Source organism: Pseudoclavibacter sp. Z016 (genome assembly GCF_002931215.1).
Taxonomy (GTDB): Bacteria; Actinomycetota; Actinomycetes; order Actinomycetales; family Microbacteriaceae; genus Pseudoclavibacter.
Genome location: NZ_PSTU01000002.1, coordinates 17,482 through 39,307, shown reverse-complemented (window position 1 = coordinate 39,307; position 21,826 = coordinate 17,482). Strand labels below are relative to the sequence as shown.

The 21,826-nt window shown below is 69.0% G+C and carries 20 protein-coding genes; 15 read left to right on the top strand and 5 right to left on the bottom strand.

What is annotated here, in order from left to right; genetic code table 11:
* The 11 genes from C5B99_RS00345 to C5B99_RS00295 all read left to right on the top strand — a co-directional run bounded on the left by C5B99_RS00345 (position 1) and on the right by C5B99_RS00295 (position 12,562).
* Positions 1 to 837 carry a carbohydrate ABC transporter permease gene (locus C5B99_RS00345; RefSeq protein WP_104239792.1) on the top strand — a complete coding sequence of 279 codons (837 nt, stop codon included), beginning with the start codon at positions 1 to 3 and terminating at the stop codon, positions 835 to 837.
* A gap of 15 nt (positions 838 to 852) precedes the next feature.
* Positions 853 to 2,355, top strand: a complete 1,503-nt coding sequence (locus C5B99_RS00340) for a DUF6379 domain-containing protein (RefSeq protein WP_104239791.1) — start codon at positions 853 to 855, stop codon at positions 2,353 to 2,355.
* A gap of 1,216 nt (positions 2,356 to 3,571) precedes the next feature.
* The gene (locus C5B99_RS00335) at positions 3,572 to 4,873 is read left to right on the top strand and encodes a DUF6379 domain-containing protein (protein ID WP_104239790.1); all 1,302 of its coding nucleotides are present in this window, start codon (positions 3,572 to 3,574) and stop codon (positions 4,871 to 4,873) included.
* 72 nt (positions 4,874 to 4,945) lie between these two features.
* The gene (locus tag C5B99_RS00330; RefSeq protein ID WP_104239789.1) at positions 4,946 to 5,740 is read left to right on the top strand and encodes a TIM barrel protein; all 795 of its coding nucleotides are present in this window, start codon (positions 4,946 to 4,948) and stop codon (positions 5,738 to 5,740) included.
* Positions 5,737 to 7,323 (top strand): GMC oxidoreductase, encoded by a 1,587-nt coding sequence (locus C5B99_RS00325; RefSeq protein ID WP_104239788.1) that lies wholly within the window; start codon positions 5,737 to 5,739, stop codon positions 7,321 to 7,323. Before C5B99_RS00330 ends, C5B99_RS00325 begins: the two co-directional genes overlap by 4 nt.
* A gap of 30 nt (positions 7,324 to 7,353) precedes the next feature.
* A complete protein-coding gene (locus tag C5B99_RS00320; protein ID WP_104239787.1) occupies positions 7,354 to 7,749 on the top strand; it encodes a DUF6379 domain-containing protein in 396 nt (131 codons plus the stop codon).
* Positions 7,746 to 8,849, top strand: coding sequence for a sugar phosphate isomerase/epimerase (locus C5B99_RS00315; RefSeq protein ID WP_104239786.1), 1,104 nt, complete (start codon positions 7,746 to 7,748; stop codon positions 8,847 to 8,849). Before C5B99_RS00320 ends, C5B99_RS00315 begins: the two co-directional genes overlap by 4 nt.
* A gap of 25 nt (positions 8,850 to 8,874) precedes the next feature.
* Positions 8,875 to 9,918: a sugar phosphate isomerase/epimerase gene (locus tag C5B99_RS00310; protein WP_104239785.1), complete on the top strand. Its 1,044-nt coding sequence runs from the start codon at positions 8,875 to 8,877 to the stop codon at positions 9,916 to 9,918.
* A 17-nt stretch (positions 9,919 to 9,935) separates the two neighbouring features.
* Positions 9,936 to 10,334: a DUF6379 domain-containing protein gene (locus tag C5B99_RS00305; RefSeq protein WP_104239784.1), complete on the top strand. Its 399-nt coding sequence runs from the start codon at positions 9,936 to 9,938 to the stop codon at positions 10,332 to 10,334.
* Positions 10,331 to 11,485 (top strand): Gfo/Idh/MocA family protein, encoded by a 1,155-nt coding sequence (locus C5B99_RS00300; RefSeq protein WP_104239783.1) that lies wholly within the window; start codon positions 10,331 to 10,333, stop codon positions 11,483 to 11,485. Before C5B99_RS00305 ends, C5B99_RS00300 begins: the two co-directional genes overlap by 4 nt.
* 66 nt (positions 11,486 to 11,551) lie before the next feature.
* Positions 11,552 to 12,562, top strand: a complete 1,011-nt coding sequence (locus C5B99_RS00295; protein WP_104239782.1) for a sugar phosphate isomerase/epimerase — start codon at positions 11,552 to 11,554, stop codon at positions 12,560 to 12,562.
* A gap of 93 nt (positions 12,563 to 12,655) precedes the next feature.
* On the opposite strand, the gene C5B99_RS00290 is transcribed toward C5B99_RS00295, so the two are convergent.
* The 3 genes from C5B99_RS00290 to C5B99_RS00280 form a co-directional block, all read right to left on the bottom strand.
* The gene (locus C5B99_RS00290; RefSeq protein WP_104239781.1) at positions 12,656 to 13,672 is read right to left on the bottom strand and encodes a TIM barrel protein; all 1,017 of its coding nucleotides are present in this window, start codon (positions 13,670 to 13,672) and stop codon (positions 12,656 to 12,658) included.
* Positions 13,669 to 14,070, bottom strand: coding sequence for a hypothetical protein (locus C5B99_RS00285; RefSeq protein ID WP_104239780.1), 402 nt, complete (start codon positions 14,068 to 14,070; stop codon positions 13,669 to 13,671). The genes C5B99_RS00290 and C5B99_RS00285 overlap by 4 nt, the downstream gene beginning before the upstream one ends.
* 159 nt (positions 14,071 to 14,229) lie before the next feature.
* Positions 14,230 to 15,507 carry an ROK family protein gene (locus C5B99_RS00280; RefSeq protein ID WP_104239779.1) on the bottom strand — a complete coding sequence of 426 codons (1,278 nt, stop codon included), beginning with the start codon at positions 15,505 to 15,507 and terminating at the stop codon, positions 14,230 to 14,232.
* A 111-nt stretch (positions 15,508 to 15,618) separates the two neighbouring features.
* Here C5B99_RS00280 and C5B99_RS00275 point away from each other — a divergent pair, with 111 nt between their 5' ends.
* From C5B99_RS00275 to C5B99_RS00260, 4 genes are all read left to right on the top strand, one after another.
* On the top strand, positions 15,619 to 16,656 hold the full coding sequence (locus tag C5B99_RS00275) for a Gfo/Idh/MocA family protein (protein ID WP_104239778.1): 1,038 nt from the start codon (positions 15,619 to 15,621) through the stop codon (positions 16,654 to 16,656).
* Positions 16,653 to 17,483: a hypothetical protein gene (locus C5B99_RS00270; RefSeq protein ID WP_146081903.1), complete on the top strand. Its 831-nt coding sequence runs from the start codon at positions 16,653 to 16,655 to the stop codon at positions 17,481 to 17,483. Before C5B99_RS00275 ends, C5B99_RS00270 begins: the two co-directional genes overlap by 4 nt.
* 161 nt (positions 17,484 to 17,644) lie before the next feature.
* Positions 17,645 to 19,147, top strand: coding sequence for an MFS transporter (locus tag C5B99_RS00265; RefSeq protein ID WP_104239776.1), 1,503 nt, complete (start codon positions 17,645 to 17,647; stop codon positions 19,145 to 19,147).
* A 49-nt stretch (positions 19,148 to 19,196) separates the two neighbouring features.
* The gene (locus C5B99_RS00260; protein ID WP_104239775.1) at positions 19,197 to 20,777 is read left to right on the top strand and encodes a GMC oxidoreductase; all 1,581 of its coding nucleotides are present in this window, start codon (positions 19,197 to 19,199) and stop codon (positions 20,775 to 20,777) included.
* A 126-nt stretch (positions 20,778 to 20,903) separates the two neighbouring features.
* On the opposite strand, the gene C5B99_RS00255 is transcribed toward C5B99_RS00260, so the two are convergent.
* Together C5B99_RS00255 and C5B99_RS00250 are read right to left on the bottom strand one after the other, a co-directional pair.
* Positions 20,904 to 21,320, bottom strand: a complete 417-nt coding sequence (locus tag C5B99_RS00255) for an ImmA/IrrE family metallo-endopeptidase (protein ID WP_104239774.1) — start codon at positions 21,318 to 21,320, stop codon at positions 20,904 to 20,906.
* A gap of 29 nt (positions 21,321 to 21,349) precedes the next feature.
* A complete protein-coding gene (locus C5B99_RS00250; protein WP_104239773.1) occupies positions 21,350 to 21,745 on the bottom strand; it encodes a helix-turn-helix domain-containing protein in 396 nt (131 codons plus the stop codon).
* Between the last annotated feature and the right edge of the window lie 81 nt (positions 21,746 to 21,826).

Below are 21,826 nucleotides of genomic sequence, written 5' to 3'. Positions count from 1 at the left end.
ATGTTCAGGTACACCAAGTTCACGCTGATCAGGGAAGTCGCGGTCTGGCTCGTCGCCATCGTGTTCCTGCTGCCGTTCTACTTCCTCGTCATCACAGCGTTCAAGAGCGACCAGGAGGTCTTCTCAACCTCTGCCACCGAGCTCCCCGCAACGTGGACGGTCGAGAACTTCGCCAACGTCATGACGGCGACGGGGCAGTCGAACGTGCTCATCGGCCTGCTCAACAGCATCATCATCACGGGCGGCACGATCCTCTGCATGGTGATCCTCGGGGCGCTCGCGGGCTACGTCATCACGCGCAGCACCCGCCGCTGGACCCAGGTGTCGTACTACATCTTCCTCATCGCGATCATCCTGCCCACGCAGCTCGGCACTGTTCCCCTCTACATGGGGGCCCGCGCGCTCGGCCTGACCGGTTCGCTGTGGGGCATGATCGTGCTCTACACGGGGATGCTCCTCCCGCTCGCGATCTTCCTGTACGCCAACTTCTTCCGCGGACTCGGCACCGACTATGAGGAGGCTGCGGCCCTCGACGGGGCGAGCCCCACGCAGGTGTTCTTCCAGATCATCCTGCCCCTCATGGCGCCGGCCACCGGAACGGTCGCGATCCTCGCCGGCCTCATCGTGTGGAACGACTTCTTCACGTCGCTCATCTTCCTCGGCGGCTCCGACTTCCAGACGTTGCCCGTGGCGATGTACTACTACGTCGGCGCGCTCGTCTCGCAGTGGAACCAGATCTTCTCCATCGTCATCATCTCGATGGTGCCGATCCTCATCTTCTACCTCGTCGCCCAGAAGCAGTTCATGCAGGGCTTCGCAGGCGGACTCAAGCACTAGGAATCGAGACCCCACATGGCAACGCAAGACACCCTGCTCAGCGAGCAGAGCCTCTTCCCCCACCCGGATGGCGCAGCGCTCAGCCTGCAGCTGCCCTGGTACCGCAGCGTGTGGCTCTCCTCGGTCACGGGCCTCGCGCTCGAGATCGACGGCGCCGCGATCGACGCCTCGAAGCTGCGCCTCGAGCACCGTGGCGAGAGCTACCGCCTCGACGACATCGCCGAGCAGTCGGAGGTGCTGTGGTTCCTGCAGGACCGCCCGCGGCTCGTCGTCGAACTCGACGAGCCGATCGCGGACGGCAGCGAGCACGAGGTCCGCCTCGTCGCCGACCTGCGACTGCCGTACATGCAGATCAAGCCGGGTAGCGAGATCGAGCCGGGCCTCTACGTCCCGAACCACGTCGACGTGACCCGCACGCTCGTCGCGAGCGAGGCCGTCGAGGCTGCGACCACCCCGTACTTCGAGGCGTCGGCGGCGGATGCACTCGGCGAGTTCGCCGAGCCCCGCGACAGCGACCCCTTCAAGCTCGGCCTCACCCTCTACTCGGCAACGGCCGAGTTCGCGGCCGGCTGGTACGATTTCGACTCCCTCCTAGCGCGCGTCGCCGAGCTCGGCATCGGGCCCGGCATCGAGATCGTCGCCTCCCAGATGGTGCCCACGTACCCGCACGTCTCCGACGAGTTCGTCGCGAAGTGGCGCAGCGCGTTCGACAAGTACGGCTTCGACGCCAGCTCGTTCGGCGCGAACCTCGACATGGGCCGCAACCGGTCGCGCGACATGAGCCTCGACGAGGAGTTCGAGTTCACCGAGACGCTGCTGCAGTCGGCGAAGAAGCTCGACTTCCCGCTCGTGCGCATCCAGAGCGCGAAGCCGGAGCTGCTGCGGCGCATCCTGCCCATCGCGGAGCGCCTGAACCTCAAGCTCGGCTACGAGATCCACGCGCCGCTCGGGCCGAACGCCGAGCCCATCGTGAAGGTGCGCGAGGTCTTCGAGGAGTTCGACTCCCCGCTGCTCGGCTTCGTCGCCGACTTCTCGTCGACGATGCACAGCATGGCACCGACGCTGCTGCGTTCGGTGAAGAAGCGCGGCCTCGACGACGCCGCGGTGGAGAAGCTCCAGGAGATCTGGCGCACCGATGTGCCCATGCGCGAGCGCCAGCAGGCGTTCATCGCGTACCTCGAGGGGCGGGGCATCAACCCGGGCATCCTCGGCTCGCTCGCGCACCTGTCCTTCAACATGCAGGGCCGCGTGGATGTGCGCGAGTGGTCGGACATCATGCCGCAGATCCTGCACGTGCACGCCAAGTTCTACGACATCGACGAGCACGGCGACGAGCCGGCGATCGACTACCGCGCGATCACCGAGGAGTTCGTGCGCGGCGGCTTCTCCGGCTACATGTCGAGCGAGTGGGAGGGCCACGCCTTCGCTGACCTCGGCGAGGTCGACCCGCTTGTGCTCGTGCAGCGCCAGCACGCGCTCATCCGCCGCAGCATGCGGGAGGTGCAGGCGCTGGCCTGAGCCGCCAGCCGCGCTCTGAGCTGAGCAGACGTGGGGGTTGCGCACGTGAATCCGTTGATTCACATGCGCAACCCCCACATCTGCGCTTGGAGGGAGTGGGCGGAGGCGCGGGGAGTGGGTGGAGGTGCAGGTATGTGTGGTCTCGGGCGTCGCGCAGACCTGGGCGTTGTGCAGGCTGTGGGGCGCCAGTAGGTGCGCAAGGCCCAGGTCTGTGGGCGCGTGGGCGCGCGGGCAGGGATCTGCGGAGACCTGGGGGTTGCGCAGGCTGTGGGGCTCCAGTAAGTGCGCAAGGCCCAGGTCTGTGGGCGTGTGGGCGCGGGGAGGCGCGCGCGTGGGCGGGGTTCTGCGGAGACCTGAGGGTTGTGCAGGCTGTGGGGCGCTCCCGGAGGTGCGCGTGGCCCAGGTCTGCTGGGCGCGTGGGCGCGCGGGCAGGGATCTGCGTAGACCTGGGGGTTGTGCAGGCTGTGGCGCTCCCGGAGGTGCGCGTGGCCCAGGTCTGCTGGGCGCGTGGGCGCGCGGGCAGGGATCTGCGTAGACCTGGGCGTTGTGCAGGCTGTGGGGCTCCCGAAGGTGCGCAGGGCCCAGGTCTGTGGGCGCGTGGATGGGGTTCTGCGCAGACCTGGGGGTTGTGCAGGCTGTGGGGCTCCCGAAGGTGCGCAGGGCCCAGGTCTGTGGGCGCGTGGACGGGGTTCTGCGTAGACCTGGGGGTTGTGGAGGCTGTGGCGCTCCCGGAGGTGCGCGTGGCCCAGGTCTGCTGGGCGCGTGGGCGCGCGGGCAGGGATCTGCGTAGACCTGGGGGTTGTGCAGGCTGTGGGGCTCCCGAAGGTGCGCAGGGCCCAGGTCTGCGGGCGCGCGGGCGGGGTTCTGCGCAGACCTGGGGGTTGCACAGGCTGTGGGGCTCCCGAAGGTGCGCATGGCCCGGGTCTGTGGGCGCGCGGGCGTGGGGAGGCGCGTGCGTGGGCGGGGTTCTGCGTAGACCTGGGGGTTGCGCAGGCGAAAGGGCGCCCGCAGGTGCACAAGCCCCAGGTGTGCGGACCGACTGAGGCGAGGGCGGCCGTGCGGCGGCCGTGCAGCGGCGGATTCCGGATGCTCGGGCGCCGCTCTTACGGCCGGTCCGCCCGCATCCGCAGCACCTAAGGCGCACATCAGTCTTTCTTATGACTGAAACCGACATAAGTGCGTAGAGTGGACGCACAGACACAGAGAGTGAGCAACGATGCTTCTCGAGAGAGACCTCATCCAGTCCGTCGGCTTCCGCAACGTGCGCGAGGGCGACACGGTCACCGGGTTCCAATTCCAGCTCCGCATGCCGTCGTACCGCGGCATGGCGGCCTCGCTCATCGACGGGGTCGGCGTTCAGATCCCCGGCGTCGTCGACGTGGACCCGACCGTCCCGCTCTGGACGCTCCAGGGGAGCACGTACACGCTCGAGGAGCTGTGGGTGTCGAAGGATGTGCGCTGGCAGCTCGACGAACCCGCCACCGTCACCGTCCCCCTCGAGGGCGGCCTGCCGGACGGCGTGCACGAGCTCTCGGTCGACCTGCGCCTGCGGATGTCGTACATCCCGCTCGAGCACCAGCCGAGCCGCTACCAGGTGACGAAGCACGTCACCCTCACGCCCGAGGCAGAAGGCGCCCAGTTCGCGTATGGCGTCTCCCTTTACAGCTACATGGGCGACTACGGCACCGTCATGGACCTCGAGACCGCGCTGCGCTCGATCGCCGACCTCGGCGCCACCGGCGTCGAGATCCTCGGCGAGGGGCACATCCCCAACTACCCCAACCCGAGCGACGACTGGGTCGACGAGTGGTTCGCGCTGCTCGACAAGTACTCGCTCGAGCCGACGAACTACGGCTCCTGGATCGACACGCGGCTCTTCTCGAGCGGAGCGCAGGCGCGCGACCTCACCGCGGCGGAGGGCGCCGAGATCCTGCAGCGCGACCTGCGCCTCGCCAAGCGGCTCGGCTTCAGGTTCGTGCGCCCGAAGATCGGGGTCGTCACGAGCGACCTCGTGCCGCACCACAGCTGGACGGAAGCCGTCGAGCTGAGCCTTCCCCTCGCCGAGGAACTCGACGTCATCATCTGCCCGGAGATCCACTCGCCGACGCCCATCAAGCACGAGGTCGTGGATGACTACATCGCGCTCATCACGCGCACCGGCACGAAGCACTTCGGGCTGCTCCTCGACACCGGCATCTTCCAGGACCGGCCGATCCCGCTGCGTCCGGGCGAGCTGCCGGGCAAGCGCCCCGACTTCCTCGACGGCATCGGCGTCGACCCGGCCGACATCGCCGGGATCATCGAGCACGTCGTGTTCATCCAGGCCAAGTTCCACGACATCGACGAGCGCCTCGAGGACCAGCAGATCCCCTGGGAGCCGGTGCTCAAGGCCCTCAAGGACGCCGGGTACACGGGCTACCTCTCGAGCGAATACGAGGGCGAGCGCGAACCGTGGCGCTCCATCGAGCAGGTCCGCCGCCAGCACTCCCTCATCCGTCAGCTCGCCGACCGCCTCTAGCGCATCGCCCGCCTCGGGCTTCGACCTCCACGCGTCGACCCCTCACTCTTCGAACCCCGCAAAGGACCAGCCATGTACCAGCTCGCACCGAACATCGAACTCCTCTTCACCGAAGCCGGCGACTACCACGACCGAGTCCGCGCCGCCTCGGCTGCCGGCTTCGACGCCGTCGAGATGTGGGGGCCGACGGGCAAGGATGCACCCGCCAAGCCCAAGGACCTCCCCGCGCTCAAGGCGGCTCTGGAGGAGACGGGCACGCAGCTCACGGCGCAGCTCGCCGAGCCGCGCACGCAGTTCATGATCCCGCCGAAGGACCACTCCTTCTTCTACCAGTGCCTGGACGAGGGCGTCGCCATCGCGCAGGACCTCGGCTGCCCTCGCATCGTCGTCGGCAGCGGCACGGGCTTCGGCGGCTCGAAGCGCCAGACGCAGCTCGACGAGCTCATCGCCATCTACGAGAAGGCGATCACCCAGATCGAGGGCTCCGGCATCACGCTGGTGCTCGAGCCGGTCAACGTCCGCGTCGACCACCCCGGCTCGCTCCTCGACCGCACCTCGGAGGCTGTCTACGTCGCCCGCGGCGTCGACTCCCCGAACTTCGGCGTGCTCTACGACATCTACCACTCTGCCGTCGAGGGCGAGGACATGGCGGCCGAGCTCGCCAACGCCGGAGACATCGTCAAGTACGTGCAGCTGGCGGATGCGCCGGGCCGCGGCGAGCCCGGCAGCGGCTCGCTCGACTGGGCCGAGAAGTTCTCCGTGCTGCGCGCATCCGGCTACGACGGCCCCATCGGCCTCGAGTACTACCCGACCACGGAGTCGGCTGCATCGGTGGCCTTCGTGAAGGAAGCCGCGGCGTCGGCATGAGCCGCTACCCGGAGCGCGTCGACGTCGCCATCGTCGGCAGCGGACCAGCCGGCGCGAGCTACGCGCGCATCCTGAGCGAGACGGCACCCGAGCTGCGCATCGCGATGTTCGAGGTCGGGCCGACCGTCTCGAACCCGCCGGGCGCGCACGTCAAGAACATCGAGGACCTCGAAGCTCGGAGCTCCGCCCAGCGGCGCTCCGAGGGGCCGGGTGAAGCGGCCTCCAAGCTCAACAGTCCCGTCGCCCTCGCGCAGGGGAAGCGACAGTCGCGCCCGGGCACGTACATCCTCCCCGACGGCGACTTCTCGGTCGACGGCGGCGACGGGATGCCCGTCGCGGCCATGTCGAGCAACGTGGGCGGCATGTCCGCACACTGGACGGGCGCCTGCCCGCGCCCGGGCGAGAGCGAGCGCATCGGCTTCCTCGACGCGACGGGCGAGCTCGACGAACTCCTCGGCGAGGCCGAGCGCCTGCTCGGCGTCACGACCGACGCGTTCGAGGGCGCCCCCTTCAGCCAGCTCATCCGCGACCGGCTCTCGCCGGTGGTCGACGGGGGCCGCGAGCCTGCCGCCCGCGTGCAGCGGATGCCGCTCGCCGTGCGGCGCCGTGACGACGGGCGCCTCGTCTGGTCGGGCTCCGACGTCGTCCTCGGCGGCGTGACACGCGAGAACCCCAACTTCGAGCTCTTCGATGAGTCCCTCGTCACCCGGACCGTGCTCGGCGACGACGGCGCGGTCGCGGGAGTCGAGGTGCGCGACCTCAGCGAGGCCGGCGCAGCGCAGCTCAGCGTGGTCGCGGCCGGAGTGGTCGTCGTGGCCGCCGACGCGCTCCGCACCCCGCAGGTCCTGTGGGCCTCCGGGATCCGACCCGATGCGCTCGGCCGCTACCTCAACGACCAGTCGCAGGTCGTCTTCGCCGCCCGGATCACGGGCATCGAAGCGCCGGAGGTATCTGCGGACACGGTGCAGGACAAGGCCGCTGGCGCCATCAGCGAGACGAGTGGCGTCAGCTGGGTGCCGTACACCGACGCGAAGCCGTTCCACGGGCAGGTCATGCAGCTCGACGCGTCCCCCGTGCCGGTCGCGGTCGACGACGCCGTCATCCCCGGCTCCATCGTGGGGCTCGGCATGTTCTGCGCGAAGGAGCTGCAGCGCGACGACCGCGTGCTCTTCACCGAAGGGCACCTCGACAGCTACGGGATGCCCGCCGTGCGCATCCACTACACCGCCACCGACAAGGACCGAGCGGTGATGGATGCGGCGGAGGCCGAGCTGCGCGTGCTCGGCGACGCCGTCGGCGAACCCCTCGACGAGCGCGTCATCCGCCTCCCCTTCGGCGCATCCCTGCACTACCAGGGCACAACCCGCATGGGCGAGACCGACGACGGCGAGAGCGTCTGCTCGCCGACGAGCGAGGTCTGGGGCGTGCCGGGGCTCTACGTCGCCGGCAACGGCGTCATCCCGACCTCGACCGCCTGCAACCCCACCCTCACGAGCGTCGCGCTCGCCGTGAAGGGCGCCCGCGACGTCGCGGCGAGGCTCACCACCGCACCAGCGCTCGCGTCGCAGACGACCGAGCACTGACCATGACTGACAACTGGCTAGGAGGCCACCATGATTCCTGATCGGATCATCGAGCAGGACACGCTCAAGACGAACGGCACACGCACCTCGGTGGAGGTGCGCCTGCCCTGGTACCGCTCGCTGCCCGCATCCTGCATCTCCGAGTTCGGCCTCTCGGTCGACGGCATCGCCGCCCCACTCGAGTCGCTGCGCTGGACCATGAACGGCAGGACCTACGCACCGGATGAGCTCGCCGGCGACACGAGCGAGTGGTGGTTCCCGACCGACTCGGTTGTCGTCGAAGGCGACATCCCCATCACGGCGGGAGACGGAGACCACACGGTCGACGTCGACCTGAAGCTCTACATCCCGTACATCATCACCGACCACGGGGTGCTCCGCATCGAAGAACACAACTCCAAGACGATGAAGGCGGTCTCCGCATGAGCAGCGAGCTCGGCACCCCCATCCAGGGGGTCACCCTCTACAGCTTCACCCGCGCGTTCCACGGGCGCGAGTACGACCTCGAAGGGCTCATCCGCAAGGTCGCGGCCGAGGGCTTCGGGCCCGGACTCGAGCTCATCGGCTTCTCGAGCATCCGCGGCTTCCCGAATATCACCGACGAGTTCGCCGGCTGGTTCTCGGACCTCGTCGAGGAGCTCGACCTCGTGCGCACCTCGCTCGCGGTCAACGCCGACATCGGCATCCACCGCGACCGCCTGCTTTCGCAGGACGAGCTCGTCGAGTACATGACGCGGCAGATCGAGGCGGCCGCCAAGCTCGGCTTCCCCGTGGCCCGCGTGCAGATCTCCATCACGCCGGACTCGATGGAGCAGCTCGCGCCGATCGCCGAGAAGCACGGCGTGACGCTGGCCCTCGAGGTGCACGCCGACCAGTACGCCTCGCACCCCCGCATCCTCGCGCTCCGCGACCGCTTCGAGCAGGTCGGGTCCCCGTACCTCGGCTTCACCGCCGACTGGGGCGCCACCACCAAGGCGTTCGCCCCGTCCGCCGTCGAGGCCTACCGCCGCCGCGGCGCCTCGGAGGAGCTGCTCGCCGAGCTCGTCGAGCTGTGGGATGGCTACTACGCGGAGGGTCCGCCAGCAGACCAGGGCGTGCACGGCAAGCGCTTCGGCTCCTTCATCGGCCTCGCCGCGAAGCACGGGCGCCCCGACTTCGGCATCGACTTCGCCATCAACGGCACCGGCCTCTTCGGCCCGGCCCGGGTCGAGGACTGGCTCGAGATCATGCCGTGGGTCAAGCACGTGCACGGCAAGTTCTTCGGCATCGACGAGCACGGGGAGGAGCCCTCGGTTCCCGTCCGCGAGCTCATCGCGCTGCTCGTCGAGCAGGGCTACTCCGGTGCCGTCTCGAGCGAGTACGAGGGCTGGCACTGGAACCACTGGCAGAGCCCGTTCGACATCATCCGCGCCGAGCACGCCGTCCAGCGCTCCGCGGCAGCGGATGCGGGCTCGCGCATGATCACCGACCCCGCTGAGGCGCGGCGCATCCTCGCCGCCCACCATGCACTGCCCGTACGCAGCTGACCGCCGCGACCAGAAGGAGAACACCATGACAGATGGAATCGCAGGAACGGGCATCAAGCTCGGCATCACCCTCTACTCGCTCACCTCGGAGTTCGCGGCCGGCCTCTACACGCCGGAGACGCTCGTCGAGGCCGTGCACAAGGAGGGCCTGGGCACCGGCGTCGAGTTCAACATCGCGCAGCTGCTGCGCACCTACCCGGACACCGACCACGAGTTCGTGAAGTTCTGGCGCGACACCCTCGAGCGCTACGAGCTGGAGCCCAGCGCCGTCGGCACGAACCTCGATATGGGGCGCCGCAAGGACCGCGACATGACGCCGGATGAGGAGTACGAGTTCTTCGCCCGCCAGCTCGCAACGGCGAACGACTTCGGGTTCCGCACCGTCGTCATCCGCTCAGCAGGCAAGGAGCTGCTCGCGCGGCTCCTGCCGCTCGCAGAGAAGTACGACCAGCGTCTCGGTTACGAGATCCACGCCCCCTCCGGCCCGAACGCCCCGCAGATCCACGCGATCCGCGAGATGTACGAGGACCTCGGCAGCGACCGCCTCGGCTTCACCGCCGACTTCAGCTCGACGATGCACAGCCTCTCGCCGCGGCTGCTGCGCACCCTGAGCAGCATGGGCATGCCGGAGGAGTACTTCCCCGTCATGGACGAGATCTGGCGCCGCCCGCAGCCGATGCACGTGCGCAACCAGGCCTTCGAGGACTTCCTCACGGCCGAGAAGTTCGACTTCGCCCGCCTCGGCCCGTTCACGCGCCTCGCGTTCAACATGCACGGCCTCGTCGAGCCGGAGGAGTGGCTCGACATCATGCCGCAGATGTTCCACGTGCACGCGAAGTTCTACGACATCGATGAGCACGGCCAGGAGCCGGCCATGGACACGGCGCGCATCGTGCGCCAGTTCGTCAAGGGCGGCTACCAGGGCTACCTCTCCAGCGAGTGGGAGGGCCACGCGTTCGCCGACCTCGGCGAGAGCGACCCGGTCGAGCAGGTGCGTCAGCAGCACGCGCTCATGCGCCGTGCCATCGAAGAGACAGCGGCCGAGGCGAACAGCCTCACGGTCGCCTGAGGCTAGGGAACAGAAACATGGCAACACACAATTCGCTCTTCGCCGAGAAGGACGTCACCCGGCGCGAGGACGGCATCAGCGTCTCCGTGCAGATCCCCTGGTACCGCAGCCTGTGGCTGTCGGCCGTCGACAATGTCGAGGTCAACGTGAACGGGGTGTCCGTCCCGAAGGACAGGCTGCGCTTCGACCTCGCCGGGCGCTCGTACGCGATCGACGAGCTGCCCGAGCAGTCGGAGACCCTCTGGTTCCTCTCCGACCGGCCCGACATCGTCATCCAACTGGATGAGGTGCCCGCCGCCGGCGACAAGCTCACGGTCGAGGTCGTGCTCACGATGCGACTCCTCTACATGCAGATCGCGCCGGGCCGCTATGTCACCAACCGCGTCCCCGTCGAGCGCGAAGTGGTCCTCGCATGACCCGGCCGTTGCGCGTGGCCATGATCGGCTACGGCTTCATGGGGGCCGCTCACTCGGTCGGCTGGCGGCAGGCGCCTCGCGTCTTCGGCCTGCCAGCCGAGGTCGAGATGGCGGTTGTGGTCGGGCGCAACGGCAACGCGGTCGCGGAGGCCGCGAAGCAGTGGGGCTGGCAGGAGTCGGCCACCGACTGGCGTGAGGTCATCGGGCGAGACGACATCGACATCGTCGACATCGTCACGCCGGGTGACTCGCACGCCGAGATCGCCATCGCGGCGCTCGAGGCGGGCAAGCACGTCATCGTCGAGAAGCCGCTCTCCAACACGGTCGCCGAGGGCGAGGCGATGGCGGATGCGGCTGCGCGCGCAGCAGAGCGCGGCGTGAGGTCGATGGTCGGCTTCACCTACCGCCGCGTGCCGGCCGTGACACTGCTCCGCGACCTCATCGCCGAGGGCAGGATCGGGCGCATCCACCGGGTGCGTGCGTCCTACCAGCAGGACTGGCTGGTCGACCCGGATGCACCGCTCTCGTGGCGCCTGCAGAAGGAACTCGCGGGTTCGGGCGCGCTCGGCGACATCGGGGCGCACGCCATCGACCTCACGCAGTTCGTCACGGGCCAGAGCGTCGACCGGGTCTCCGGCACGATCGACACGATCATCGCCGAGCGTCCGCTCGCCGACGGCTCTGGCACTGGGGCGGTGACCGTCGACGACATCGCGATCTTCACCGGACGGCTCTCGGGCGGGGCGCTCGCCTCGTTCGACGCGAGCCGCTTCGCCACGGGCCGCAAGAACGCGCTCGCCATCGAGGTCTCCGGCGAGTTCGGCGCCCTCGCCTGGAACTTCGAGGACCTCAACTCGCTGCAGTACTACGACCGCACGGCGGACAGCCGGGCGCAGGGATTCGCGCAGGTCCTCGTGACCGAGCCCGAGCATCCGTACGTCTCAGCCTGGTGGCCGGCCGGTCACATGCTCGGCTACGAGCACGGCTTCACTCACCAGGTCGTCGACCTCGTCACCGCCATCGCAGACGGCACCCCGCTGCACTCGAGCTTCGAAGAGGGGCTCAGCGTGCAGCGTGTGCTCGACGCCGTCGAGCGCAGCTCGGCAGCGGAGAGCGCGTGGGTCGAGACCCGCTCCGCCGTCGCTGTCTGAGCAGCGCGGCCCAAGCATTCGAGAACGTTAGTTCAGCATTCGAGAACGTTAATTAAGAGGAGAAGCATGTCTCGTCCTGTCACGTTGTTCACCGGTCAGTGGGCCGATCTGCCGTTCGAGGAGGTTGCTCGCCTCGCGGGGGAGTGGGGCTACGACGGCTTGGAGATCGCCTGCTGGGGTGATCACCTCGATCCGTGGCGGTGGGATGACGCCGAGTACGTCCAGGGCAAGCTCGACGTTCTCGAGCGCAATGGTCTCAAGGTGTGGACGATCTCGAACCATCTCAAGGGGCAGGTGGTGTGCGACGACCCGATCGATCAGCGGCACCGGGACATCGTCTCCGACCGGGTGTGGGGCGACGGGGAGCCGGAGGGCGTGCGGCAGCGGGCGGCGGAGGAGCTGAAGAACACGGCCCGCCTGGCTGCGGCGCTGGGTGTGAAGACGGTCACGGGTTTCACGGGCTCGTCGATTTGGAAGTACGTGGCGATGTTCCCTCCTGCCACGGAGGCGATGGTGGATGCGGGGTATCAGGACTTCACGGACCGGTGGAACCCGATCCTGGATGTGTTCGAGGAGGTCGGGGTCCGGTTCGCGCACGAGGTGCACCCGTCCGAGATCGCGTATGACTACTGGACCACGAAGCGTGCGTTGGAGGCGATCGGGCATCGGGAGTCGTTCGGCCTGAACTGGGATCCCTCGCACATGGTGTGGCAGGACATCGACCCGGTGGGGTTCTTGTGGGACTTCCAGGACCGGATCTATCACGTGCATTGCAAGGACACGAAGAAGCGCCTCAGCAACGGCCGCAACGGGCGGTTGTCCTCGCACCTGCCGTGGGCGGATCCGCGGCGTGGGTGGGACTTCATCTCGACCGGGCACGGGGACGTGCCGTGGGAGGACTGCTTCCGCATGCTGAACGCGATCGGCTACGAGGGCCCGCTGTCGGTGGAGTGGGAGGACGCGGGTATGGACCGTCTCGTGGGGGCTCCGGAGGCGTTGGGGTTCGTGCGCAAGCTGTCCACGTATCGTCCGTCGGAGGCGGCGTTCGACTCGGCGTTCTCCACGAAGCAGGACTAAGCAGCCCCTGCCCGGCCACAAGAGTGCGGCAGGTGCATGCTCCCCGGAACGGGAGCCTGCATCTGCCGCACTTCTCTGCGCGGGCAGGGCAGTTCAGGCAGTCACCGGCGTGGAGGCGCCTTCCGAGATGGCCTCGCGGGCGAGGGCCAGGTGGGCGCGGGTCGCCTGCTCCGGCGTGAGCGAGTCGATCCACTCGTGGCCGCCCCACTCGCTGCAGAGCGTGCCCGTGAATCCGACGGTGGCAAGCTCGGCGGAGATCTCGCGGATGGGGTTCGAGATGCGGCCGCCGGTGTCGTCGAGGTCCCAGAACTTCAGGTGCACGCCGCCGACGAGGGGCAGGATCTCGCGCAGCTCGCGCGCGTCCGAACGCCCGAAGCGGATGACGAGGTTCATGAACAGGGTGTGCACCGGCCGCGGTACGGTCCCGCCGCGAAGCGCGGCCTGGACGGCGTCGAGCGTCGCCGGGTTCCGCCAGTCGTGCTCGAGCGCGTCCACGAGCGACGCATCCACCCCGCCCGCGCGCAGCCTCGCGAGGTAGCTGGGCGGCAGCGATGGCATGAGCATGCTGATGTCGAGGAGCAGGCGGATGCTCGTGTCGTCGATCGCTGCGACGGCCTCGACGGCCGCCGCGTTCTGCGGCTTGTCGAGCGACTGCTGGCCCTGCAGCTCCTCGTAGAGCGTGAGGCCGTGCTCGTGCAGGCGGGGGAGGAGGCGCTCGAGGAGGGCGGGGCCCGCCTGTCCCAGCGGAAGTCGGATGCCCTCCGCGCCGAGCCGCTCGGCTGCCCGAAGCTGGGAGAGCAGGAACGCGTAGCGCTCGTCCTCGGAGCGGCGTGTGGTGGCCGTGAGCCAGTCGTCGAGGCTCGCGCCGACGATGCTCACCGAGGTGCCCGTGGCGTCGAGGGCGGAGCGGATGCTGGAGGTCTCCGCATCCGACGGATCAGGGAATGTGCGCCACGTCTGGGCTGCCTCGAGCTCGATGACGTTCGCGACGCCGGATGCCCCGATGGAGGCCGCGATCTCGGGGGAGGTCCGGTCGGCGATCATGAGCTCGGGCGACCAGTTGAACGCCGAGGCGGCGAGCGTCCATCCCTCGGGCAGCTGCGCGCTCACGCGGGGCTCCCGACGGCTTCGAGTGGCAGGTCGCGGGATGCGCGCGGCGGTGCCAGCGGCGCGTCCAGTTCCAGGCGCCGGGCGGCGGCGAAGGGCAGGATGAGCGGCTGGTTCGGTCCTGCGCCCATATTGGGGATGAGGAGCTTGAAGCCCACGAGCACCTCGTGCTGGCCGGGCTCGAGCCGCACGTTCGAGTGCACGACGATGCGGTCCTGCACGAACCACCACGTGGGGCTGGGCGCCAGCTCGGGGAGCGGTGCGCTCTGTCCGTCGATCGTGACGCGCAGCTCGTGGAGGCTGGCGAGGGGGAGGGAGCGGATCCAGGGCAGGGAGACTCGCAGCGAGAAGCCATCGCCATCGCTGCGGAGGGCGTCGTCGAGCAGGATCGCGAGGCTCACGGGCGTGCTCCCCGGCGGTCGGGGCTGCGCGGGTCGATTCTGGGCATGACACTCCTTTGTGACGGCCGATACCAGCTTTAGGAGTTAACCTACAGGCTTATGTCGAAAATCGGAAGAAGTAACAGAGGTACCAGGTGTGCTCGCAGTGGCGCGCTGGTGTCAGCGACCGAGGGCGAGCCCTGCGATCGTGGGGCGCCCGTCCGCGAACCAGCGCGTGAACGTCTCCTCGAAGAGCTGCTCGCGCACCATCGCGGCACCCCCGCGCAGTGGCTCGCGGACGTCGTTCGCTGAGACCACGATGTTGAGGTCGCGGGTCGCGAGTGGGAGCGAGTGCTCGTAGACGCGCTGCCGGACCTCGGCGAGGAAGATCTCGCCGGCCGAGGCGAGGGCGCCGCCGACGACGATGACCTTCGGGTTGAACATGTTGACGAGCGCGGAGATCGACTCGCCGATGATCTTCGCCGAGCGCTGCGCGAGCTGGATCGCCAGCGCGTCGCCGTCTTCGGCGCACAGTGCGATGAGCTCCGGGTTGAGCTCCTCGCCCTCCTTCGAGCGTCGCGCGAGGAGCCCGTCGTCACCGGCTTCGATCGCGAGTTGGGCATCCCGAACGAGGGCCCATCCGCCAGCCTCCGCCTCGAGGCAGCCGATCTTCCCGCAACGGCACTGCGAGGTCGACCCGAACACCTTCACGTGCCCGATGTCTCCCGCCGCGCCGTTCGCGCCACGGTGGATGCGCCCCCGCGAGACGAGGCCGGCGCCGATTCCCGAGCCGACCTTGACGTAGATGAGATCGACCGACGGGACCTGGCGGTTGGTGCGTTCGTTGAGCGCAAGCAGGTTGGCGTCGTTGTCCACCCAGACGGGCGCGTCGAAGCGCTGCTCGAAGCGGCGGCGGATGTCGAAGCCGTTCCACCCGGGCATGATGGGTGGTGCAACGGGCCTGCCGGACTCGAAGTCGACGGGGCCAGGGACACCGACTGCGATGCCCCAGACGGGGAGCTCGCTGCCTCGGCTCTTCGTGTCTGCGGCGAGGAGTTCTTCGACGAGCCCGAGAGCTGCGTCGAGGGTCGCGGCTGGTCCGCGCGAGATCTCCCAGTCGAGGTGCGCCTGTGCGATGACATCGCCTTCGAGCTGTGCGAGGCCGACGTGGATGTGCAGCGCGCCGAGGGCGCAGACGACGATGAGTCCGTTCTCTCCGCGGAAGCGCAGCGTGCGTGGCGCCCGCCCTCCCGAGGAAGGGCCGACATCGCCCTCTTCGAGGTAGCCCATACTGATGGCCTGCTCGACGCGCTGGGTGACGACGCCGCGGCCGAGGCCGGTGACGGTGCCGATCTGCGGGCGGGTCAGTGCCTCGCCCATGCGCACGAGGTTGACGACTCGGAGAAGGCTCGTGACCTCATCGGTCTGGGCACCGAAGCGCAACGTTGACTCTCTCATGGCCGAACTGTACCCAATATGTCGACCTTGCGCCGCAGAGAATGCCCAGATACGTTCGTGCACAGCAAACTTTCGTATCAAACACACAAAAGCGCACAAGGAAGTGGTCGCATGTGGTCAGTCGGCGTCATCGGGGCCGGGCCGGGCGTCTCCGCGCTCCACCTCCCCACGCTCGCGCGTTTCCCCGAACTGTTCCGGGTCGTGCACATCGCGGACTCCGGGAGCGGCCGTGCGGAGGAGCTCGCTCGGCGCATCGGCGCGCGCAGCAGCTCCGGCATCGGCGAGGTGTTCCAGGACGAGCGGGTGCAGCTCGCCTTGATCTGCTCCCCACCCGCCGACCACGCGAGCCACGTGCGGGCCGCGCTCGATGCGGGGGTCGCGGGCATTCTGTGCGAGAAGCCGCTCGCGACGTCCGTTGCCGAGGCGGAATCGCTTGTCGTCGACTGCCGGGAGCGGGGGGTGGCGCTGCTCATCGGCACCAACCACCTCTATGACCCCGGCTGGGTGCAGGCGCGACGACTCATCGGCGAGCTGCGGGCTCCCGTCGACAGCGTGCGGGTCACGCTGTCGCTCCCGCCGAACGGGCGGTACCACCGGCTCGTCACCGAGTTCGCCGAGGGTGTCGAGTCTCCCGTGCGTCATCCCCCATCTGGACTGCCCGCACACGTGCAGGCCGGCATCGTGCGGCAGCTCGTCTCCGGCCTCGCGGTGCATGACCTGCCCGCCATCCGCGACCTCGTGCCGGGATTCGATGGCGTCGACTTCGCTCGCTTCGTCGCACCGCTCGGCTACGCAGTCGGGTACCGGGCTGGTCGCGCCCGGGTGCAGCTCGGTGCCGTCATGCGCGCAGAAGGGGCGGATGCTCGCTGGCGCCTCACGGTCTCGGCGGGGGAGTCGCGCGTCGACGTCGACTTCCCGCCGGCGTTTGTGCACGACGGCGCGGCGAGTGTCGTCGTTCGCGGGTCGGAGGGTGGCGTCATGGTGCCCCCGAGGTCGCACCTCGACGGCTACGAGGCGGAATGGCTGGCGCTTGCCGAGCTGCTCTCGGGGGAGGCGCCGCTCGAGTACGAGGAGCAGCTCGAGGACACGCGCTACGCCATCGTGCTCGCCGAGGCAGTTGCCGCCCACATCGAGGGAGCTTCGTCGTGAGTCTTCGAATTCCGGTCCTGGTGTCGAGTGCGCCGGGCGCGCGAGGGGCGGACGGTGACCGGCTCGCGCCCTATCGCGTCGCGGTTGCCGAGCTGCCGCTGAGTGCGCAGCTCTCCTCGACTGCGACCGGCGCGGTCGTCGTGATCGACGCTCGCGGTTCCGGGGGCTGGCTGTCCGCGGTCGAGGCGGCGCTGGCCGACGGCGCCCGAGGCGTAGTCCTCGATGAGGCCGTCGTGGCCGACGTCGGTCGCCGCGATCGACTGCCAGCAGGTGCCGCGCCTGTTCTGGCCGCGCGGCGCTTCCTCCCGAGGGATCTCGTGGAAGCGGCTCGGGCGTTCGTGGCCCCGCCCGGGGCGGAGGCTGTCCTCGTCACGGTCGAGGCCGGCGGTCCATCCTCGAGCGGGGTGCTGCGGGACGCGCTCGGCTGGGCGCGTGTGCTGACCGGTGGGGGCGAGCTCAGGCTGGGAGTCGCGCATCCAGAGAACGAGAGTGCCCCGACCGTGTCCCTTCTGCTCGAATCGCACGACGGCATCCCCGTCCTCTTCTCCTGGGTCCCGGCCGCGGGGGTGCCGTGGCTGCGGGTCTCGGCGTTCGGCGCGGTCGAGGTCGAGGCCGCCATCGATCCCGGGGCCGGGGTCGCACGCATCACGAGTCGCTCCGCGGAGGGGGAGCGAGTTGTTCGGCAGGGGTTCGAGGGCCGTGCCCGTCTGGAGCTGCGGTGTGCCATCGAGGCGCCGCGTGCATCCGACTGGCCCGACGAGCTGTCGCCCCTGCTCGAGGATCTCGAGCTGAGTTGGCAGATCGAACGCGGGTGCTCGTCGGCGTGACGCCCGCAATTGCCGCTCCTGCGCACTCTTTAGTTGATTTTAGACATAAGCCTCGGTAGGCTGACCTGGACGCAGGGGTTCCACGAACCCGTCACCGGCCGCGACGCAGCGACCGGAGGCACACCATGTCGCGTAGATCGTCCGATCGTTCGGGCCCTTTTATGCCACTCTCACCGGCGAGACTCCGCCTTCTTGTTGCTTCCCTCCTCACCGTCTCCTTCCTGGGCGCGCTCGACCACACGGTCGTGTCGACGTCGCTCGCGACCATCGCCGGCGACCTCGGCGCACTCGAGCAGATGGGCTGGGTCGTCGTCAGCTACACCCTCGCCAGCACCGTGCTCCTGCCCGTGCTCGGCAAGCTCGGCGACATCGTCGGCCCCCGAGCGGTGTTCCTGACCTCCCTCGTGCTCTTCCTGCTTGCCTCGCTCGCCTGCGGCTTCGCGCCGAACATGGGCCTGCTCATCGTCGCCCGCGTCTTCCAGGGGATGAGCTCGGCGGGCCTGCAGCTGATGTCGCAGACGATCATCGCCCAGGTCACGAGCCCGAGGGCCCGGCCCAAGTACATGGCCATCATCGGAGCGGCGTTCCCCGTCGCCATCCTCATCGGCCCGTTGCTCGGCGGTCTCATCGCCGACAACTGGGGCTGGCAGTGGGTGTTCTGGGTGAACCTCCCCGTCGGCGTCGCCGCGCTGATCTTCGCGCTCGTCGCGATCCCGAGCATCCCCCGCACGTCTGCCCCGCGCTTCGACGTGCTCGGCTCGCTCGCCTTCACGATCGCGCTCGTCGCGCTCGTGCTCGGCGTGAGCTGGGTCTCCGACGCCGAGCTCCTCACTTCGGCGCTCTCGGCGTTCGGTGTCGCCCTGGCATCGTTCGCGCTCTTCTTCTGGGCGGAGGTGCACGCCGAGAACCCGGTCGTGCCCCTGCACATCTTCAAGAACCGCACCGTCGCGGCCGGTACGGCACTCTCCGCCATCATCGGCGTCGGCCTCTTCTCCATCACCGCCTACCTGCCCACATACGTGCAGATGGCGTACAGCACCACGGCGACCGTCTCCGGGCTCGTGCCCATCGCGACCGTTATGGGGATGCTCGTGAGCAACCTCCTCACGGGCTTCCTCGCCAGCCGATCGGGTCGCTACCGCGTCTACCCGATCGTCGGCACCGCCCTCGGCGCCGTGGGCCTGCTCATCATGGCCACGCTCCCCGTCGGGCTTCCGCTCTGGGCGCCCATGGTCGTCATGTTCGGCGTCGGCCTCGGCACGGGCTCCTTCATGAGCCTCATCGTCGCCGTCGTGCAGAGCGCCGCCCCCAAGAACGCGACGGGTGCCGTCACCGCGAGCGTCAACATTGTCCGCCAGGTCGGCTCCACCGTGACGACCGCCATCATCGGCGGCGTCATCGGTGCCGGTGTCGCGGCGCTGCTCCCCATCGGCTTCGACGCCGCCAGCCTCACCCCGCAGCTCGTGCACGCGAGCGACCCCGCCTTCCAGTCGACCGTCGCAGAGATCTACCGCGACGTGTTCGCGCCCATCTTCATCGGCCTCTCGATCGCCTACGCCATCGGCTTCGTCGCGGCGCTGCTGCTGCCGCCCGGTCGCCTGTCCAACGAGACGGGGAGCATCCCCGTCGTCGAAGCGCAGAACATCCCGGCGTCGCGCGCCTGACCGCGTCCGCCGCATCCACTCACCAGCCGCCCTTCCAAGGAGGAAGCACATGACCACCAAACCAGTCGTCGCGATCGTCGGCAGCGGACCCATCGGGGCCGCCTACGCGCGGACCCTCCTCGAGCAGAACCCGGACGTGCGCGTCACCATGTTCGAGGCGGGCCCGCAGCTCACCGACATCCCGGGCGAGAGCGTGCGCAACATCGCCGACCCCGACGAGAAGGAGCGCGCCCGCGAGCGGTCGCAGGGGCCGCAGGCCGGCGACTTCCGTGACTCGCTCGGCATTCCGAGATCGGCCGTTGTGGAGGGCATGTTCACGGCCCGCCAGGGCACGCACCTCCTCGACTTCGGCGGCGAGGGGGCGGCCCACACGGACACGTTCCCGGCGGCTGCCGCGTCGACCAACGTCGGCGGCATGGGCGCGCACTGGACCTGCGCGACGCCGGCCCCCGAGTTCAGCGAACGCGTCGACTTCATCGAGAGCGACGAGTGGGATGATCTGCTCGCGAACGCAGAGCGGCTGCTGCACGTGCAGTCCGCCGCGTTCGCCGACTCCGGCGTCGGCGGTGCCATCCGCTCGATCCTCTCCGAGGAGTTCGCCGCCGAGCTGCCGGATGGCTTCGGCCCGGGCACGCTCCCCGTCGCGGGAGACGCGCAGCCCGACGGTACCGTCCGCTGGGCCGGCGCCGACGTCGTCTTCGGACCGCTCGTCGAAGCGGGTAACCCCCTCGCCGAGCGCTTCGAGCTGCGCGACCTCCACCTCGTGCGCCGCGTCGAGCGTGACGGCGACGGGGCAGACGCCCGCGTCACGGGCGTCACCGTCGAAGACCTCCGCACCGGAGAGACGAGCTTCTTCCCCGCAGATGCCGTCGTCGTCGCGGCCGACGCGTTCCGCTCCCCGCAGCTCCTCTGGGCCTCCGGCATCCGCCCCGCCGCCCTCGGCCGCTACCTCACCGAGCACCCCGTCGTCATCTCGACCGTCGCCCTCGACCCCGCCGGCATGAGCCGCTTCGCCACCGACGCCGACCTCGAGGAGGAGCTCGCCCGCCGAGCCCTCAACCCGGCCGACCCCGTGGGCGCCGTCAACCGCATCCCCTTCTCCGAGCCAGACCACCCCTTCTCCCTGCAGGTCATGTACGCCGAGAACCCGCCGTTCCCGCTCGACCCCGCGCACCCCCACGCCGGCAACCGCTGGGGCTACGTCAACATGGGGTACGGCATGCGCAAGCATCCGCGCGTCGAAGACGGCATCACGTTCCACGACGACGAGCTCGACTACCGCGGCTTCCCCAACATGACCGTCGAGTACGCGCTCACCGACGTCGAGAAGGCGGAGATCGCCGACGGCGAGGCGCACCTGCGCCGTGCCGGGGAGGCGCTCGGCACGTTCATCGCAGAGCCGCGCCTCCTCCCCAACGGCTCGAGCCTCCACTACCAGGGCACGATGCGCGCCGGCGCGAACGACGACGGCACCACCGTCGCCGACCCGTACTCGCGCATCTGGGGCATCGACAACCTCTACGTCGGCGGCAACGCCCTCATCCCCACCGCGACGACCATGAACCCCACCCTCATGAGCGTCGCCATCGCGGTCCGCGGAGCCAGGAAGCTCGCGGAAGAACTGGCGTAGCGCGAAACTCCAGGAGAGGCTCGGAATGGGCTTCTCGGTTCCGGATGGGTTCTTCCTCATCCCGAACCGAGAAGCCCATTTTCGTTGGGAGCGGATGCTCCTCTGGAGGCAGGGCCGGCTCGCGGCCTAGCCAGCGAGCTCGGCCTCGCCGGTGGCGGCGTCGTGGCGAGCGTGGCGTCGCGAAGAGTAGAGATCTGCTGCGGTGACGAGGAGTCGCGGGGTGACCTGCAGATCGACGCACCACTGCCCCGGATCAGGCGACTGAGCGGCGACGGCCCGGAAGTCCTCGATGCTGATGAGTCTCCGAGCCGCCCACCGGTCCGCCTGCCGTTCTGCCTTCGGGGTCGAGGAGTCGTGGCCGAGCACGGCGTGAGCGATCTCGTGCGCGAGAACAGAGCGCTCGATGAAGAACGGCAGTGAGTCGAGGATCAGGATCGTGGTCTGCTTCGGGTACCAGCGCCCGAGGTCCCCACCGAGCTCACGGCAGAACTGAACGCTGATTCCCAGATCACGTGCGCACTCGAATGGCTCCCAGTTGGTCATGTGTCCATCGTGCGACGGGCCACCGACATTCAGACCAGGTCGTCGTCGAGGTCTCCGCCGATGTCGGTGCTGTGCGCCGCGAATGGCTGTGCTGAGACGGGTTCGCTGCCCGCGCGTTTCGTGCGCCGCGCAGACGCCTCGGCCAGGGGGGTGACTGTGGCTGTAGGGGCGCCCATGGCTGCGGTGAGTCGTCGGTGGGCGTTCTCGACGAGTTGCGCTGGGTCGACGCCGACGATCTCGCTCGCTTCGTAGAGCACCGCGAGGGGAATGGCCACGTGGCCGTTGAGCCACCGGCTGAAGGCCGCAGGGGAGCGCTTCATGGTGGTCGCAACGTGAGTTGCGCTCATTCCTCGCTCGACGATGGCGCCCTTGAGCGCGAGTCCCACATAGGTCGTGAACGTCTCCGCTCGCTGCTGCATGTTCATAAGGGCAGTCTATGTCCCCGAATCAGCAACAGCAATGCTCGATCCGATAACACCTGCAGCTTGCGCATGTTCGTTTGAGTA